General features: G+C 71.2%; 11 protein-coding genes. All 11 read left to right on the forward strand.

The genetic code is table 11. The features are described 5' to 3' along the window. The first annotated feature begins 128 nt into the window (after nt 1-128). A complete protein-coding gene (locus Q1N79_RS20095; RefSeq protein ID WP_300611155.1) occupies nt 129-881 on the forward strand; it encodes a ribonuclease HII in 753 nt (250 codons plus the stop codon). Between the two features lie 5 nt (nt 882-886). After that, a complete protein-coding gene (locus Q1N79_RS20100) occupies nt 887-1,216 on the forward strand; it encodes a DUF2469 domain-containing protein (RefSeq protein ID WP_300611157.1) in 330 nt (109 codons plus the stop codon). 126 nt (nt 1,217-1,342) lie between these two features. Further along, entirely contained in the window at nt 1,343-2,077 is a 735-nt protein-coding gene (locus tag Q1N79_RS20105) for a beta-phosphoglucomutase family hydrolase (RefSeq protein ID WP_300611159.1), read from the forward strand. Nucleotides 2,078-2,114: 37 nt separating this feature from the next. After that, nucleotides 2,115-4,475 (forward strand): glycosyl hydrolase family 65 protein, encoded by a 2,361-nt coding sequence (locus Q1N79_RS20110; RefSeq protein ID WP_300611161.1) that lies wholly within the window; start codon nt 2,115-2,117, stop codon nt 4,473-4,475. A 754-nt stretch (nt 4,476-5,229) separates the two neighbouring features. Then, complete coding sequence (locus Q1N79_RS20115) at nt 5,230-5,586, forward strand: YraN family protein (RefSeq protein WP_300611163.1); 357 nt, start codon at nt 5,230-5,232, stop codon at nt 5,584-5,586. Then, nucleotides 5,587-7,128 carry a YifB family Mg chelatase-like AAA ATPase gene (locus tag Q1N79_RS20120; protein WP_300611165.1) on the forward strand — a complete coding sequence of 514 codons (1,542 nt, stop codon included), beginning with the start codon at nt 5,587-5,589 and terminating at the stop codon, nt 7,126-7,128. Continuing rightward, entirely contained in the window at nt 7,125-8,396 is a 1,272-nt protein-coding gene (dprA, locus tag Q1N79_RS20125) for a DNA-processing protein DprA (RefSeq protein WP_300611167.1), read from the forward strand. Before Q1N79_RS20120 ends, dprA begins: the two co-directional genes overlap by 4 nt. Nucleotides 8,397-8,671: 275 nt before the next feature. Further along, nucleotides 8,672-12,469 (forward strand): protease pro-enzyme activation domain-containing protein, encoded by a 3,798-nt coding sequence (locus Q1N79_RS20130; RefSeq protein ID WP_300611169.1) that lies wholly within the window; start codon nt 8,672-8,674, stop codon nt 12,467-12,469. Between the two features lie 124 nt (nt 12,470-12,593). Further along, a complete protein-coding gene (locus Q1N79_RS20135) occupies nt 12,594-13,625 on the forward strand; it encodes a tyrosine recombinase XerC (protein ID WP_300611171.1) in 1,032 nt (343 codons plus the stop codon). A gap of 310 nt (nt 13,626-13,935) precedes the next feature. Continuing rightward, entirely contained in the window at nt 13,936-14,937 is a 1,002-nt protein-coding gene (gene rpsB, locus Q1N79_RS20140; RefSeq protein WP_300611173.1) for a 30S ribosomal protein S2, read from the forward strand. A gap of 44 nt (nt 14,938-14,981) precedes the next feature. After that, on the forward strand, nt 14,982-15,675 hold a 694-nt coding region (gene tsf, locus Q1N79_RS20145; RefSeq protein WP_300611175.1), incomplete at its 3' end, for a translation elongation factor Ts.

The following is a 15,675-nucleotide window of genomic DNA, read 5'->3' on the forward strand; positions in this document are numbered from 1 at the left end:
GCCCGCCGCAGAGCGCGGCTGCGGCTGCGGCTGCGGACGCGCCGCTCGCGCCGCCGCCGCTAGCCCGCGGACACCGGGACGCTGCGACAGGCGCCACCGCCCGTTCGGGATGACACGGAACGTCACCGGTGACGGCGGGAAAGCTGCGGCCGGCGGGACGTGGCGGCGGCCTGCTCGCTTGCGGGGGCGCGACGGGCGCGTGCGTGGCGTACGCTGCCAGTGACATGGACCAGCACGGGTACACGCCGCGGCGCGGCGCCGGCCTCGCCGCCTATGAGAACGTGCTCGCGCGCGCCGGGCTGGCGCCGGTCGCGGGCATCGACGAGGCCGGCCGCGGCGCGTGCGCCGGGCCGCTCGTCGTGGCCGCCGTCGTCCTCGACCAGGCGGCGATCAGGCGGATGCCGCTGCTCGCCGATTCCAAGCTGCTCACCCCGGCGGCCCGCGAGGAGGTCTACGCCCAGATCGCGCGGCACGCGGTGGACTGGCACGTGGTGACGATCCCGGTCGGCGAGATCGACGGCCTGGGACTGCACGTGTGCAACGTGGAGGGGATGCGCCGGGCGTCCGCGGGCCTGCGCCGCGCGCCGGGGTATGTGCTGACCGACGGCTTTCCCGTGCGCGGCCTGTCGTCCCCGGCGCTGGCCGTGTGGAAGGGCGACCGGGTCGCCGCGTCGGTCGCCGCGGCCTCGATCGTCGCGAAGGTGAGCAGGGACCGGATGATGAGCGAGCTCGACCAGCGTTATCCCGAATATGGCTTCTGCCGCCACAAGGGGTACGTAACCGACGAGCATGTGCGGGCGCTGGCGGAGTTCGGGCCGTGTCCCGAGCACCGCCGCTCGTTCCGGTGCGTGCCAGAGCCCTGGCAGGTGGAGGGAGAATAGGGGACATGAGCGCGGAAGATCTGGAGAAGTACGAAGCGGAGATGGAGCTGCAGCTCTACCGCGAGTACCGCGACGTCGTTGGCCTGTTCACCCATGTCGTGGAGACCGAGCGCCGGTTCTACCTCACCAATGACGTCGATCTCAAGGTGCGCACCACCGACAACGGCGAGGCCTTCTTCGAGGTCACGATGCACGACGCGTGGGTATGGGACATGTACAGGCCAGCGCGGTTCGTCAAGAGCGTGCGGGTCGTCACTTTCAAGGATGTCAACATCGAGGAGCTGGCCAAGAGCGACCTCGAGCTACCGGAGGACAAGCCAGGCTTTTCCGAGTAGGCGCGCCCCAGCAGGAGCACCCGAGTTGGAGCACCCGGGTTGGAGCACCCGGGCGGAAGCACCCAGGCGGGAGTTTCACCAGCGGGAGTACCGGAGCGGGCGCACCGGAGTGGACAGGATCGACCGATGCTAGGACTGCCGGACAGGGTAACCGCCTGCCTGTTTGACATGGACGGGGTCGTGACGAAGACCGCGGCCGTCCATGACGAGGCCTGGAAAGAGATGTTCGACGAGTTCCTGCGTGACTGGTCGGCGAACAGCGGTACGCAGTTCGCGCCGTTCGACCCCGTCCGGGACTACGACGACTACGTCGACGGAAAGCCCCGCATCGAGGGCACCAAGTCGTTCCTTGAGTCCAGGCACATCGCGCTGCCGCTCGGTTCCCCGGCAGACCCGCCGGGGGAGCAGACCATGTGGGGGCTGAGCAACAGGAAGAACGAACTGCTGCAGAAGGTGCTCGCGCGCGATGGCGTTGACGTCTACGACGGCTCCACCCGCTACATCACCGCGGTGCGGGCCGCGGGGCTGCGCACCGCGATCGTCTCCTCGAGCGCGAACACCGTCGCGGTCCTTTCCGCGGCGGGAATCTCCGACCTGTTCGACACGCGGGTCGACGCGCAGGTGGCCGGCGAGCGCGGGCTGCGGGGCAAGCCCGCCCCCGACACGTTCCTCGAGGCGGCACGCATGCTCAGCGTCGCGCCGCAGCAGGCTGCCGTGTTCGAGGACGCGCAGGCGGGGGTGGCCGCCGGGCACGCGGGCGGGTTCGGGTACGTGGTGGGGGTCGACCGGGTGGGCCAGGCCGGCGCGCTGCGGGCGCACGGCGCCGACGTCGTGGTGCAGGACCTGGGTGACCTGCTATGAGCGCGCTGCGAGCACGTTGCCGTAAGGGAGCCTGGCCATGATCACGAACGCACCGTACGGCGTGGAGCCGTGGTGCCTGACCGAGGCGTCGCTTGACCTGGACCTGCTGGCGCAGAGCGAGTCGGTCTTCGCGCTGTCCAACGGGCACATCGGGCTGCGCGGCAACCTGGACGAGGGCGAGCCGCACGGGCTGCCCGGCACCTACCTGAACTCGTTCTTCGAATACCGCCCCCTCCCGTACGCCGAAGCCGGGTACGGGTTCCCGCAGGTCGGCCAGGCGGTCATCAACGTCACCAACGGCAAGGTGATCCGGCTGTTCGTCAACGACGAGCCGTTCGACATCCGCTATGGCACGCTGAACTCCCACACCCGCACCCTCGACCTGCGGGCCGGCACGCTGACCCGGTCGGTGTCGTGGACGTCGCCGGCCGGGAACACCGTGGAGATCCGGTCGGTGCGCCTGGTGTCGCTGGCGCAGCGCACGGTCGCCGCGATCAGCTACTCCGTCAAGCCGGTCGGCGAGACGCTGCGCATCGTCATCTTGTCTGAGCTGGTCGCCAACGAGGAGGTGCCGACGCCGGCCGGGGATCCGCGCGCCGCCTCCGTCCTCGCCTCGCCGCTGGTCAGCGAGGAGCACATGGCGGTTGCCGGTGATCACCCGCGCGCCGTGCTCGTGCACGGGACGCGCAGCAGCAAGCTGCGCCTGGCGGCGGGGATGTCCCACGAGGTCTACGGGCCCGAGCGGATGACCACGGTCTCTGAGTCGTTCCCCGACCTCGGCCGGCTGATGGTCGCGGCGGAGGTCCCCGCGGGCCAGGAACTGCGCCTGGTGAAGTACCTGGGGTACGGATGGTCCAGCCAGCGATCGCGCCCGGCGCTTGTCGACCAGGTGTCGGGGGCGCTCGCGGCGGCCACGCTCACCGGCTGGGAGGGGCTGCTGTCCGAACAGCGCCAGTACCTGGACGACTTCTGGGAGGGGGCCGACGTCGAGGTCGACGGCGACGTCGAGATCCAGCAGGCCGTGCGGTTCGGGCTGTTCCACATCCTGCAGGCAGGCGCGCGCGCCGAATACCGGCCGATCCCGGCCAAGGGCCTGACCGGGACCGGCTACGACGGGCACACGTTCTGGGACACAGAGACGTTCGTGCTCCCGGTGCTCACCTGCACCCACCCGGCCGCCGTGGCGCACGCCCTGCACTGGCGGTACCTGGTCATGGACGCCGCCAAGTCGCATGCCGCCGAGCTCGGCCTGGCCGGCGCGGCCTTCCCGTGGCGGACGATCCGCGGCCAGGAGTGCTCGGGGTACTGGCCAGCGGGAACGGCCGCGTTCCACATCAACGCCGACATCGCGGCCGCCGTCTTGAACTACCTCGACGCGACAGAAGACGCGGACTTCGAGCGGGAGGCCGGCCTGCCGCTGCTCGTGGAGACCGCCCGGCTGTGGCGCTCGCTCGGCCAGCACGACTCCGCGGGCAAGTTCCGGATCGAGGGCGTGACCGGGCCGGACGAGTACAGCGCGATCAAGGACAACAACCTGTACACGAACGTGATGGCACAGCAGAACCTCGCCGGCGCCGCCGATCTCGCCGAGAAGCTGCCCGATGCCGCCCGCGAACTCGGGGTGACACCGGAGGAGACCGCCTCATGGCGGGACGCCGCCACCGACATGTACATCCCCTACGACGCGCGCCTCGGCGTGAACCCGCAGCACGACGGGTTCACCACCTACGCGCGCTGGGACTTCGCCGCGACCCCTGACGACCACTACCCGCTGCTGCTGCACTACCCGTACTTCCAGCTCTACCGCAAGCAGGTGGTCAAGCAGGCGGACGTCGTGCTCGCCATGCAGCTGCGCGGCGACGCCTTCACCCAGGAGCAGAAGACGCGGAACTTCGACTACTACGAGGCGCTCACCGTCCGGGACTCCTCGCTGTCCGCCTGCACGCAGGCCGTGCTCGCGGCCGAGGTCGGCCACCTGCAGCTCGCCTACGACTACCTCGCCGAGGCAGCCCTGATGGACCTGCAGGACCGCGAGCACAACACCAAGGACGGCCTGCACATCGCGTCGCTGGCCGGCGCGTGGACGGCGCTCGTCGGCGGGTTCGGCGGGATGCGGAGCGGGTCCGGGACGCTGTCGTTCAGCCCGCGGCTGCCCCCGGGGATCGTGGGACTGTCGTTCCGGCTGCGATACCGGGGGCGGGTGCTGCACGTGGAGGTTCGGGCCGGCCAGGCGCACTATTCGCTGCTGTCCGGTGACCCGCTGCCGATCACGCATCACGGCGAGCAGGCGACGCTGGGCGAGGACGGCCTGTCGCTCGACATCCCGCCGATCGAGGCGCTGCCCAACCCGACCCAGCCAGCTGGAAGGGTGCCCCAGTCCCGCCGTGGCCGCAGGTAAATCCAGCCCATTATCCCGAACGAACCGGGCCGTCTCCCACAGCGCTTGGCCTCCGGCCTGTCCTTGCGGCCTGTCCTGGCGGGCAGCCAGGCGGTTTCCCTGGCGTCCCGGGAGTCCCGCGAGTACTACTCTGGACACTCCTTGCATGGATAAATCGCCCATAACGGGCGCGGAAATGGTCACGGAGTGTGCGAAGTCGCAGGCCTGGGGCCCCTGTGGGCGGAAGCCGGGGTGGCGGGCCGCGGCGGGAGGCGGCGGGAGGCGGGGCCGACCGGGGACTTGGGTCGGCGCTAGGCAAGGGCCAGGGGTCGGGAGGGCCGCCTGGCGGGTGCCCGGGCCATCAGCGCAGCCGGCCCAATGCGCTCGGGCCGTTGGCGCGGTCGGCCCAATACGCCCGGGCCATCGGCGCGCGCGGTCGGCCCAATGCGCCCGGGCCATCGGCGCGCGCGGTCGGCCCAATGCGCCCGGGCCGTTGGCGCGGTCGGCCCAATGCGCCCGGGCCATCGGCGCAGCCGGCCCAATACGCGGGAGACGCGGCTCAGGCTGCAGTGACCAGAGAGCCAATTTCGGGTCCGTGTGCCCGGCGCGCCCGCTGCTCGCCGCGGACTCCCCCGCGCATTAAAACAGGCGCCACTGACATTCCGCCCGCCTTATCCACAGCAGGCCGCCTTCTTAAGGTTTGATCCACAGCCGGCAATTGCCTGCTGCACGTTATCGCCGCGCGGCGCGATCGTCATGACCGGAGGTGATGACGATGCGCGCCACAGACGTGCTCGGCCGTGACGGCGAGCAGGCCGCGGTTGACTACCTGGAGGGCTGCGGCTTCCGGATTCTTGACCGTAACTGGCGGTGCGCCGACGGCGAGATCGACATCGTCGCGGTGGAACGGCACACGTTCGTCGTCTGCGAGGTGAAAACCCGCTCGGGAACGCGGTACGGCACGCCGCTAGAGGCCGTCGGCAGGATAAAGCGCGCCAGGCTGCGCAGGCTGGCGGTTCGCTGGCTGAACGCCCATGGCGTCAGGTTCGACCAGATACGCGTCGACGTGCTTGGCCTGCTGTACGACGGCACCGGGGGGTTCACGATCGAGCATGTCCGGGGGGTGGGCTAGATGGCCTTGGCCCGCGCGCACTCGGTCGCGCTTGTCGGCGTCAAGGGCCACCTCATCGAGGTGGAGGCGGACATCGCCCAGGGCCTGCCCGCGACGATCCTGGTTGGACTGCCGGACACGGCGCTGCGCGAGGCGCGGGACCGGATTCGCGCGGCGATCGTCAACAGCGGCGAGAAGTGGCCGCAGTCGAAGATCACCGTCGGGTTGTCCCCGGCGAGCCTACCCAAGAAGGGAAGCGGCTTCGACGTGGCGATCGCGATCGCCATCCTCGCCGCGGCCAGTGCCCTGCCGGTGTCGTCGCCGGCGGGGATCATGTTCCTCGCCGAGCTCGGCCTGGACGGGTGCCTGCGGCCGGTGCCCGGAGTGCTGCCCGCCGTCGTCGCCGCCATGGCGGGAGGCCTGGAGACGGTCGTGGTGGCGGTAGGAAACGCCGCTGAGGCCGCCCTGGTGCCAGGCGTGCGCGTGATCACCGCGGGCAGCCTCGCGGAAGTAGCCATGTGGCTGCGCGGCGGGCCGGCTCCCGCGCCCGCTTCTCCGCCGGATCAGCCCGGGGCCGCGCCTGCCCCAGAGCCGGCGATCGGGCACAAGGACCTCGCGGAGGTCCTCGGCCAGTCAGAGGCGCGCAAGGCAGTCGAGATCTGCGCCGCCGGCGGCCACAACTTGTCCCTGCTCGGTCCGCCAGGGGCGGGCAAGACCATGCTGGCCGAACGGCTCCCGACGATCCTGCCCAGGCTGGAGCCGGCCGCGGCGCTTGAGGTCACCTCGATCCATTCTGTCGCCGGAACGCTGCCCGACAGCGGCGGGCTCATGACCGACCCGCCGTTCTGCGCCCCGCACCACACAGCGAGCAAGGCCGCGATCGTCGGCGGCGGCAGCGGCATCATCCGGCCCGGGGCCGCCTCGCTGGCGCACCGCGGCGTGCTGTTCCTCGACGAGGCCCCGGAGTTTCAGCGGGACGTGCTCGACGCGCTGCGGCAGCCGCTCGAGGCGGGCGAGGTGGTCATCGCGCGGTCCGCGATGTGCGCCACGTTCCCGGCGAGGTTCACCCTGGTGCTGGCGGCAAATCCGTGCCCATGCGCCAAGTCGTCATCGGGGGGAGCCGGGTGCGGTTGCAGCCCGGCGACGAAGCGCCGGTACCTCGGGCGGCTGTCCGGGCCGCTGCTCGACCGAGTCGACGTGAAGGTCCAGCTGCTGCCCGTGAACCGGCGGGAGATGCTCTACGACCAGAGGTTCATCGAGACCAGCGCGGTCGTGGCAGAGCGGGTAGCGGCCGCGCGCGAGCGCATGGCACGCCGGCTGAGCGGCACGCCGTGGCGGCTCAATGCCGAGATCCCTGGTGCGGAGCTGCGCCGCTCGTTTGCCCCGCAGCCCGGCGCGGTCCGTCCGCTTGAGCGCGCGATGGAACTCGGGCAGGTGAGCGCCCGCGGAGCCGACAAGATCGTCCGGGTCGCGTGGAGCGTCGCCGACCTGGCCGGGAAACCGCGTCCTTGCGCCGACGAGATCAACGTCGCCGTCAGCCTGTGGCTGGGGGTGTCCCGGTGACCGGGCGGCTGGACGAGGAGTCCTATGCCCGGGCAGCACTGACGTACCTCGCCGAGCCAGGCGACGTCAGGCTTGGCGCGCTGGTGGCCGCCAGGGGAGCGGCGTGCACGCTGCACGCGATCAGGACCGGCGGGTTCCAGGCGGCCGGGTTCCAGGGGGCCGGGTTCCAGGCGGCCGGAGGCCTCGCGGCCGGAGGGGGCGCGGCGCGCGCGGCGGCACAGCGTGCGATGCGGCGATGGCAGGTGCGGCTGGCGGAGCTTCCGGCGGCGGGCGACCTGGCCGGGCTCTGCAAGAAAGGCATCCGCCTCGTCTGCCCCGGCGATCCGGAATGGCCGGTGCGCCTAGACGACCTCGGCGACGCCAGGCCGTACGCATTGTGGCTGCGCGGCAGCGCGGACCTGCGGTTCAGCTGCCTGCGCTCGGTGGCCATCGTGGGGTCGCGGGCGGCGACGGCCTACGGCTCCTACGTGGCCAGCGAGCTCGCCGCCTCGGTCGCCGCGCGCGGCTGGGCGGTCGTCTCTGGCGCCGCCTACGGCGTCGACGCGGCCGCCCATCGCGGCGCGCTTGCCGCCGACGGCGTGACGGTCGCGGTGCTGGCGTGCGGGGTGGACGTGCCCTACCCGGCCGGCCACGCGGACCTGCTCGACGCGGTGGCGGCCCAGGGGGTGGTGGCCAGCGAGTGGCCGCCCGGGCGGACCGCGACGCGGCTGCGGTTCCTCGTCCGCAACCGGGTGATCGCCGCGCTTGCGGCGGGCACCCTCGTGGTGGAGGCGGGCCAGCGCAGCGGCGCGCTGAATTCCGCCAGGCACGCGCGCGACCTCGGCCGGCCGCTGATGGCCGTGCCCGGCCCGATCACCTCCGAACTGTCCGCCGGGTGCCACACGATCATCAGGGACTGGCAGGGCGCACTCGTCACGAGCGCGGCCGACGTCATCGAGTGCCTGTCCCCGCTCGGCGCGGGGGACCAGTCGCCGCTCGGCACGGGGGACCAGTCGCCGTCGGCGCCGGGCTGGGGGCCGGGGCAGCCGGCCGCCGGGCACGCGGCACCGGGCAGGCGCCGGGCGAGCCCGGTGCTCGAGCGCGACGCACTCGACCTGGAGACGGCAGCGGTCCTCGACGCGCTGCCGCTGCGGGGCGGGCTGGGACCGGCCAGGATCGCGGCCGTGGCCGGCCTGGAGCTGGACACCGTGATCCGCTGCCTCGGCGCGCTCGCCGCCGGCGGCTTCGCCGAACGCTGCGATCAGGGCTGGCGCGTCCGCCGCACCTGACGTGCACGCAGTCCACTTTGCCTGCCGGCGCGATCAGCGCCTAGGCAACGACATTATCTCCGTTCACGCTAACTGCACCTAGGCGCGCGCCTTTCCTGATATGCAGCTCTATATACCCATGAAGGCCGCGCCGTCCTGGCCGGCTGACGACCGACTGCTAGCGGGGCTCGGGAAGAGGAAGCATGTCAGCTGGGCGACACAGGCGCGGCATATCGCGGCGCCGTTCCCAGGCCAGATCACTTCTGCGGTCGTGCTGGGCGACCCCGCCCAGACGCGTGTTCACGGCGGCGGTAGCGCTGGTTGGCGCGCTGGGGATCTTGATACCCGCCGCCGCGCAGGCAGGGCAGTCCCAGCCGCGTTCGAGTGCTGCCGCGTCGCGCCTGGTGGCGGTCGTTGCCGCGCCGAAGCTGCCGGGTGGCTCACGCCTCGCCGGCGCCGTCGCCAGCACCGCCGAAGTGACCGGCGCTGTTGCCCTGCGGCTCCCGGACCCCGCCGCCGTGACCGCGTTCATCGACGCCGTGTCGAGTCCGAAGTCCCCCGACTACCGGCACTACCTGGCCCGCGGACAGTTCACCAGCCTGTTCGGCCCGAGTGCGTCGGCTGTGGCCGCGGTTGAGAACCAGCTCAGGATCGACGGGCTGACGGTAAGCGACGTGTCGGCCAACAACCTGCTCGTCAGCTTCAGGGGAACGGCCGCCACGGTGGAGGCGGCGTTTCACACCGGACTCCAGCGGGTCGAACTCGCGGGCGGCACGCTCGGACAGGCCACGACGTCCGCGGTCCGCCTGCCGGCCTCGATCGCCCAGGACGTTACGGCCGTCGTAGGCCTCAATCAGCTGGTGAGCGAGGACAACAGCCTGGAAGCGGCCCCGCGGGGCCAGCGCTCGGCCGCCGCGGCCGCCGCGCCCGCCGCGGTTGCCACGCCCGCCGCGTCGGACGGCGGCCCGGTCGCCTGCGCCGCCGCCCAGGCACAGGAGCAGCTCGGCGGTCTCACCGACCAGCAGGTCGCGGCGGCTTACGGGCTCGATCCGCTCTACGGGGCCGGCGACCTCGCGGCCGGGCAGACCATTGACATCTACGAGCTTGAGCCCTTCGCGATGTCCGACATCGCCGCATTCGACAAGTGCTATTTCGGGGCCAGCCACACCAGCCAGATCACGGTGACCCTGGTTGACGGCGGCCCGGGCACCGGCCCTGGCAGCGCGGAGGCCGCGCTGGACATCGAGACCGTGTCGGCCCTGGCCCCGGCCGCCAAGATTCACGTCTTCGAGGCGCCGAACATGGACGATCCGTTCGGGCCGCTCGATGACTGGAACGCGATCGCGCAAGCCGACGACGCGAACCAGATCTCGACAAGCTGGGGCGTGTGCGAGACCGAAGAGCAGCAGGGTGCGCCCGGCGTCCAGCAGGTGGAGAACGAGATCTTCGAGCAGACGGCAGCGCAGGGCCAGACGGTGTTCTCCGCGGCCGGAGACGACGGCTCTGATGATTGCGCAGGCCACGCCACGACGCCCACGCCGACCGATTTGTCAGTCGACGACCCCGGCAGCCAGCCGTACGTGACGTCGGTGGGCGGCACCACGGTCACGGACGCGACCGAGCCGCCCAAGGAGACCGTGTGGAACAACGGCAACTCGGGCGGCGCGGGCGGCGGCGGGATCTCCGAGACCTGGGCCATGCCGCCATGGCAGGACTCGGTGGCGGTACCGCAGACGGCAGCTGACGAGGCGTGCAGCAACGATCCGTCGGGCACTGCCGATGACTTCCATCTGCAGGGGATTCCCACCACGCTGCCGGCCGGGACCACGTGCAGGGAAGTGCCTGATGTCAGCGCGCTCGCCGATCCCCAGAGCGGTCCTACGGTCTACTATGCCGGATCCTGGACGCCGATCGGCGGGACGTCGATATCCACGCCGATGTGGGCGGCGATCCTCGCCGAGATCAACGCCTCGAGCGGATGCGCTGGCCTGCCGCACGGCGTTGGCTTCGCCGAGCCGCTGCTTTATCAGGTCGCGTCTGCCTCGGCCACTGACTACGCGGACGCGTTCAACGACATCACCGTGGGGAACAACGACAACCTCGGTGTCGGCGACGGGGTGGACTGGCAGGCAGGGAAGGGCTACGACCTTGCCAGCGGACTCGGCACGCCGCGGGTCACCGACGCCGACGGCGCCCCCGGGCTGGCAGCGCAGCTGTGCGCCGTGGCCGCGGGCGGTCACGCGACGCCGTCTCCAGTGGTGACCTCGCTCACGCAGCTCACCGGCACCCACACGATCGCCGGCGGGGGGACCGTGGAGATCTCGGGGTCCAACTTCGGCGCCACGTCTGGCTCGGTGTTCTTCGGGAACGTCGACGCGACCGTGGTCAGCTGGTCAGCCAGCGACATCACGGTCGATGTGCCCGCGTTCTACGCTCCCGACGGGACGGCGTCCGGCGTCGGGGGGCGGGCGGACGTCACGGTTGTCACCGCCGGCAGCCCGCAGCAGTCGAGCGCGCCAAGCAGCGCGTCCGTCTACCAGTACACGGCCAACTCGTCAGGGGCGCCCGTCGTCGACTACGTGAGCTCGTCCAACGGCCCGACCGCCGGGGGTAACACGGTGGACATCGTCGGGGCAGCCCTGGGCGCGGCCACAAGCGTCGACTTCGGCGACGTCCCGGCCACCTCGTTCACGGTGCTCAACGACAACGAGCTGCGCGCCACGGTCCCGGCCAGCGACGGATCGTGCGCCGTGAGCTCGGCGCAGGGGATCTGCGCCGTCGCCGTGACGGTGACCACGCCGTCAGGGACCAGCTCAGGCCCGCCGATCCTCCCGGCGTACCAGGGACCGATCGTCTTCAGCCCGAACGGAGCGTTCGTCCCGCCCGCCGGGTGCGACTGCGAGGTAGTGCCCGCGCCGGAGGAGTACGACTACGCCCCGGCACCGGTCATCACCTCGGTGAGCCCTGCGTTCGCCAGCGAGAACGGCACGTCGGCCGAGGTCATCTCGGGCAGCGGATTCAATCTCCTCACGTTCGAGTACGCGAATGTCGGCCCGGCCGGCGTCGGGTTCTCCCAGGACTTCGGCACCGACGGCATCACGCCGACTCAGATCGTCCTCGCGATCCCGCCGGCGGCGCCCACCGTCGAACCGTTCCCGGTTCCGCTGTCGGTACTGAGCGCTGGGCAGCTTTCCAACGTCTCCTCGGTCACCTACGCGGGGACCCCGGTCCTTACCGGCATCTCCAGGCACGTGGCCGCCCAGGCGGATCCCGGTAACCTCACGATCACCGGCGAGGGCCTGTCGGACGTGACCAGCGTCGTATTCCAGGCGCAGGGATCGCTCGACTTCCTCACCTCGACCGCGACCGCGATCTCACACCAGACCGACGCGTCGCTGACGGTCGCCATCCCGCAGTTCTTCACCTTCCCGACCGACGTCCTCCTCTGCAGCGTGACCGGGTGCACCGTCCCCGATCCGAAGCTGGATACGTTCCAGCTGGCCTACGCGGGCCGGCCGGTCGTCACCTCGAGCGGCCCCGCGTCCGGTCCGGCGCACGGCGGCACGACCGTGACGATCCAGGGAGCGCTCGACTCCGAGGTGACAGCGGTCGACTTCGGCTCGGTGCGGGCGAAGATCCTGGAGCCGGTGACGGGTTCGCCGAGCGGCCCGATCATCGTCACGGCGCCGCCCGGCAAAGCAGGCACGAAGGTGGACATCACGATCACCACGGTGGGCGGGACGCTGACGTCGCCGCCGCAGCCGCGCAGCGCGGTCAACCCGGCTGCCGTCTTCACCTACACGAAGAGTTCGCCCGCAGCCCCCCGCGACGTCGTGGCCAGGGCAGGCGTCAAGTCGGCGACGGTCAGCTGGAAGGCTCCGAGCGACAACGGCGGCAGCCCGCTGACCGGATACCTGATCACCGGTTCTGCCAAGGGCCACAAGCGGGTCGTCGTGAGGGTGTCCGGGCACGTGACCAAGGTCACCGTCGGCAAGCTGGCGACCGGGGTCTCGTGGCGGTTCACGGTCCAGGCCATCAACGGGCTAGGCGCGGGCTTGGCAGCGACGTCCAACGCGGTGACGCCGAGACCTTAACGGCGGCCCGCGCCCGGCGTCATGACCAGGACCGGGTTCCCGCCGCGCCGGGGGCCGTGCAACAGCCCGGTAAAACCTTGTGGAGGGAGTTCCCAACCGGTCCGGTCCGGTGCACACTTTGCCCATGGCTACGCCCAGGGAGCGTGCCGCCGGCGCGGAGGGCCCGAGACAGGCGCTTCCGGCGGGGTTGAGTGTCGCGCTGTCGGAGTTCTGCCGGTATCTCGACGCTGAGCGTGCGCTCTCGCGCCATACGGTCCGCGCTTACCACGGCGACATGCTGTCGCTGCTGGAGTACGCGTGGCGTCACGGAGTGAGCGAGCCGGGCTCGCTGGATGTCACGATCCTGCGCGGCTGGCTGGCCAGCCAGCATCAGGCTGGCGCCGCGCGCGCGACGCTGGCGCGCCACGGCGCGGCGGCACGGGCGTTCACCTCCTTCGCTCACCGCCAGGGATGGCTCGCCGCCGATCCCGGGCCGCAGCTCGGCACCCCGAAGGCGCGGCGCGTCCTGCCGCAGGTGCTGCGCAGGGAGGAGATCAACACGGTCCTCGCGGACTGCGAGGACCGGGCGCTGCGAGATCTCGCCTCCGGCCAGCGGACCTCCGCGGCGCTCGCGATGCGCGACGCCGCCGTGCTCGAGCTGCTTTACGCGTCCGCGATCCGGGTGAGCGAGTTGTGCGACCTGGACGCCGGGGGGCTGGACCATGACCGGCGCACCGTCCGCGTGCTGGGCAAGGGTCGCAAGGAACGGGTCGTTCCCATCGGGGTGCCCGCGATGCGCGCGGTGGCCAGGTGGGCGGATCTCGGACGTCCTGCGCTGGCGAACAGCCGCAGCGGCACGGCCCTGTTCCTTGGCGCGCGCGGCGGTCGCCTGGACCCGCGGACCGCCCGGCGCATCGTCCACGCGCGCCTGCGGGGAGCGGACCTCGCCGCGGTCGCGGCGGTCGCGGCGACCACGGCGGGCACGCAGGCCGTGCGCGACGCCGGCCCGCACGCGATCCGGCATACCGCCGCCACCCACTTGCTCGAAGGCGGGGCTGACCTGCGCAGTGTGCAGGAGATCCTCGGGCACTCCTCACCAGCTACCACTCAGATCTATACGCACGTGTCGGCTGAGCGGCTGAAGGCGAGCTACCGCCAGGCGCACCCCCGCGCCTGACCCCCGCCGGGCGGCGGGGATCATCGCCCCGGCACCAGCGCAGCGCGGGAGTCGGCATCACGACCGCGCCCGACTTCAAGTAGTCTTGATACCGGTCGCTTTGATCCGTGCCGCGTGGCACACGAGGCGGCCGCAATTCGCGTGCCCGTATGCCGCACGAACCCAGATCGCGCGGGACGCACCACTCGGTCCGCCGGCCAGGGCGAAAGCCAGGGACCGGCCGCACGGTGCGGGACATGCGCGGGCACCAGGAGGTAACCGAGCCGCGCGCGGCCGCAACAGCCGCGCGCACGAAGGAAGGACCGTAGCGATGGCCCCGGTCGTCACCATGAAGCAGCTCCTGGAGAGCGGCGTTCATTTCGGCCACCAGACGAGGCGCTGGAACCCGAAGATGAAGCGATACATCTTCACCGAGCGCAACGGAATCTACATCATCGACCTGCAGCAGTCGCTTGACTACATCGACCGAGCGTACGAGTTCATCAAGGAGACGGTCGCGCACGGCGGCACGATCCTGTACGTGGGGACCAAGAAGCAGGCCCAGGAAGCGATCGCCGAACAGGCGCGCCGGGTCGGTATGCCCTTCGTGAACCAGCGGTGGCTGGGCGGAATGCTGACGAACTTCTCCACGGTGTTCAAGCGGCTGCAGCGGCTGAAGGAGCTTGAGGAGATCGACTTCAACGACGTGGCCGGCTCCGGCATGACGAAGAAGGAGCTGCTCCAGCTCAAGCGCGAGCACGACAAGCTCGAGCGGACGCTGGGCGGGATCAGGGACATGTCGAGGGTGCCGAGCGCCATCTGGGTGGTCGACACCAAGAAGGAGCACATCGCGGTCAGCGAGGCGCGCAAGCTGGGCATCCCGGTCGTGGCCATCCTGGACACCAACTGCGACCCGGACGAGGTGAGCTACCCGATCCCTGGCAACGACGACGCGATCCGCAGCGTGGCGCTGCTGACCCGGGTGGTCGCGGATGCGGTGGCCGACGGCCTGATCGCCCGGGCCGGAGCGGCCGAGGGCGACCAGAAGCCCTCCGACGACGAGTTCTCCAGCGAGGAGCCGCTGCCAGAGTGGGAGCGGGACCTGCTTGAGGGCAACGGCGCCGATGCCGGCGTGATCGCCGACGACGTGGTGAGCACCGACTCGGCGACCGCTGAGGCGGTGGCCGAGGCCGAGGCCGACGAAGCCCAGGCCGACGAGGCCGACGAGCCCGACGAGCCCGCCGCTGCGGCCATCAATGAGGCCGGTGACGAATCCGGTGATGCGGCCGAAGCCAACGAGGCCAACGAGGCCAACGAGGCCGACGACGAGTGACGAGGCCGACGACGAGTGACGACTGACGAACGAGGAACCACGACATGGCGAATTTCTCCACCGCTGATGTGAAGCGGCTTCGCGAGCAGACCGGCGCGGGAATGATGGACTGCAAGAACGCCCTCGCGGAGGCCGACGGCAACATCGAGGAGGCCGTCGAGATCCTGCGGGTGAAGGGCGTCAAGGACGCGGGCAAGCGCTCCGCCCGCACCGCGGGCAACGGGCTGGTGACCGCCGAGCTTGACGGCAACAGCGCGGGCGTGCTCGTCGAGCTGAACTGCGAGACCGACTTCGTGGCCAAGAACGAGCAGTTCCAGGAGGTGGCCGCCAAGATCGCGAAGGCGGCCCTGGCACGCAAGGTCACCGACAGGCTCGCCCTGCTGACCACGGAGGCCGAGCCGGGCAAGACCGTCGAGCAGCTCATCGAGGACGCGAGCGCCGCCATCAAGGAGAAGCTCGAGCTCGGCCGTTTCGCCCGCTTCGAGGGCGGTTACGTGACCAGCTACCTGCACCGCACCGACCGTGACCTGCCGCCGACCCTCGGCGTGCTCGTCCAGCTGGACAAGCCGAGCGAGGAGGTGGCCAGGGACCTGGCGCAGCAGATTGCCGCCATGCGTCCGCAGTACGTCACCCGCGACGAGGTGCCGGCCGACGTCACCGAGAAGGAGCGCCGGATCGCGGAGCAGATCACCCGCGACGAGGGCAAGCCGGAGCAGGCGATCCCCAAGATCGTCGAGG

This window comes from Trebonia sp., assembly GCF_030042015.1.
In the GTDB taxonomy this organism is placed as follows: Bacteria; Actinomycetota; Actinomycetes; order Streptosporangiales; family Streptosporangiaceae; genus Trebonia.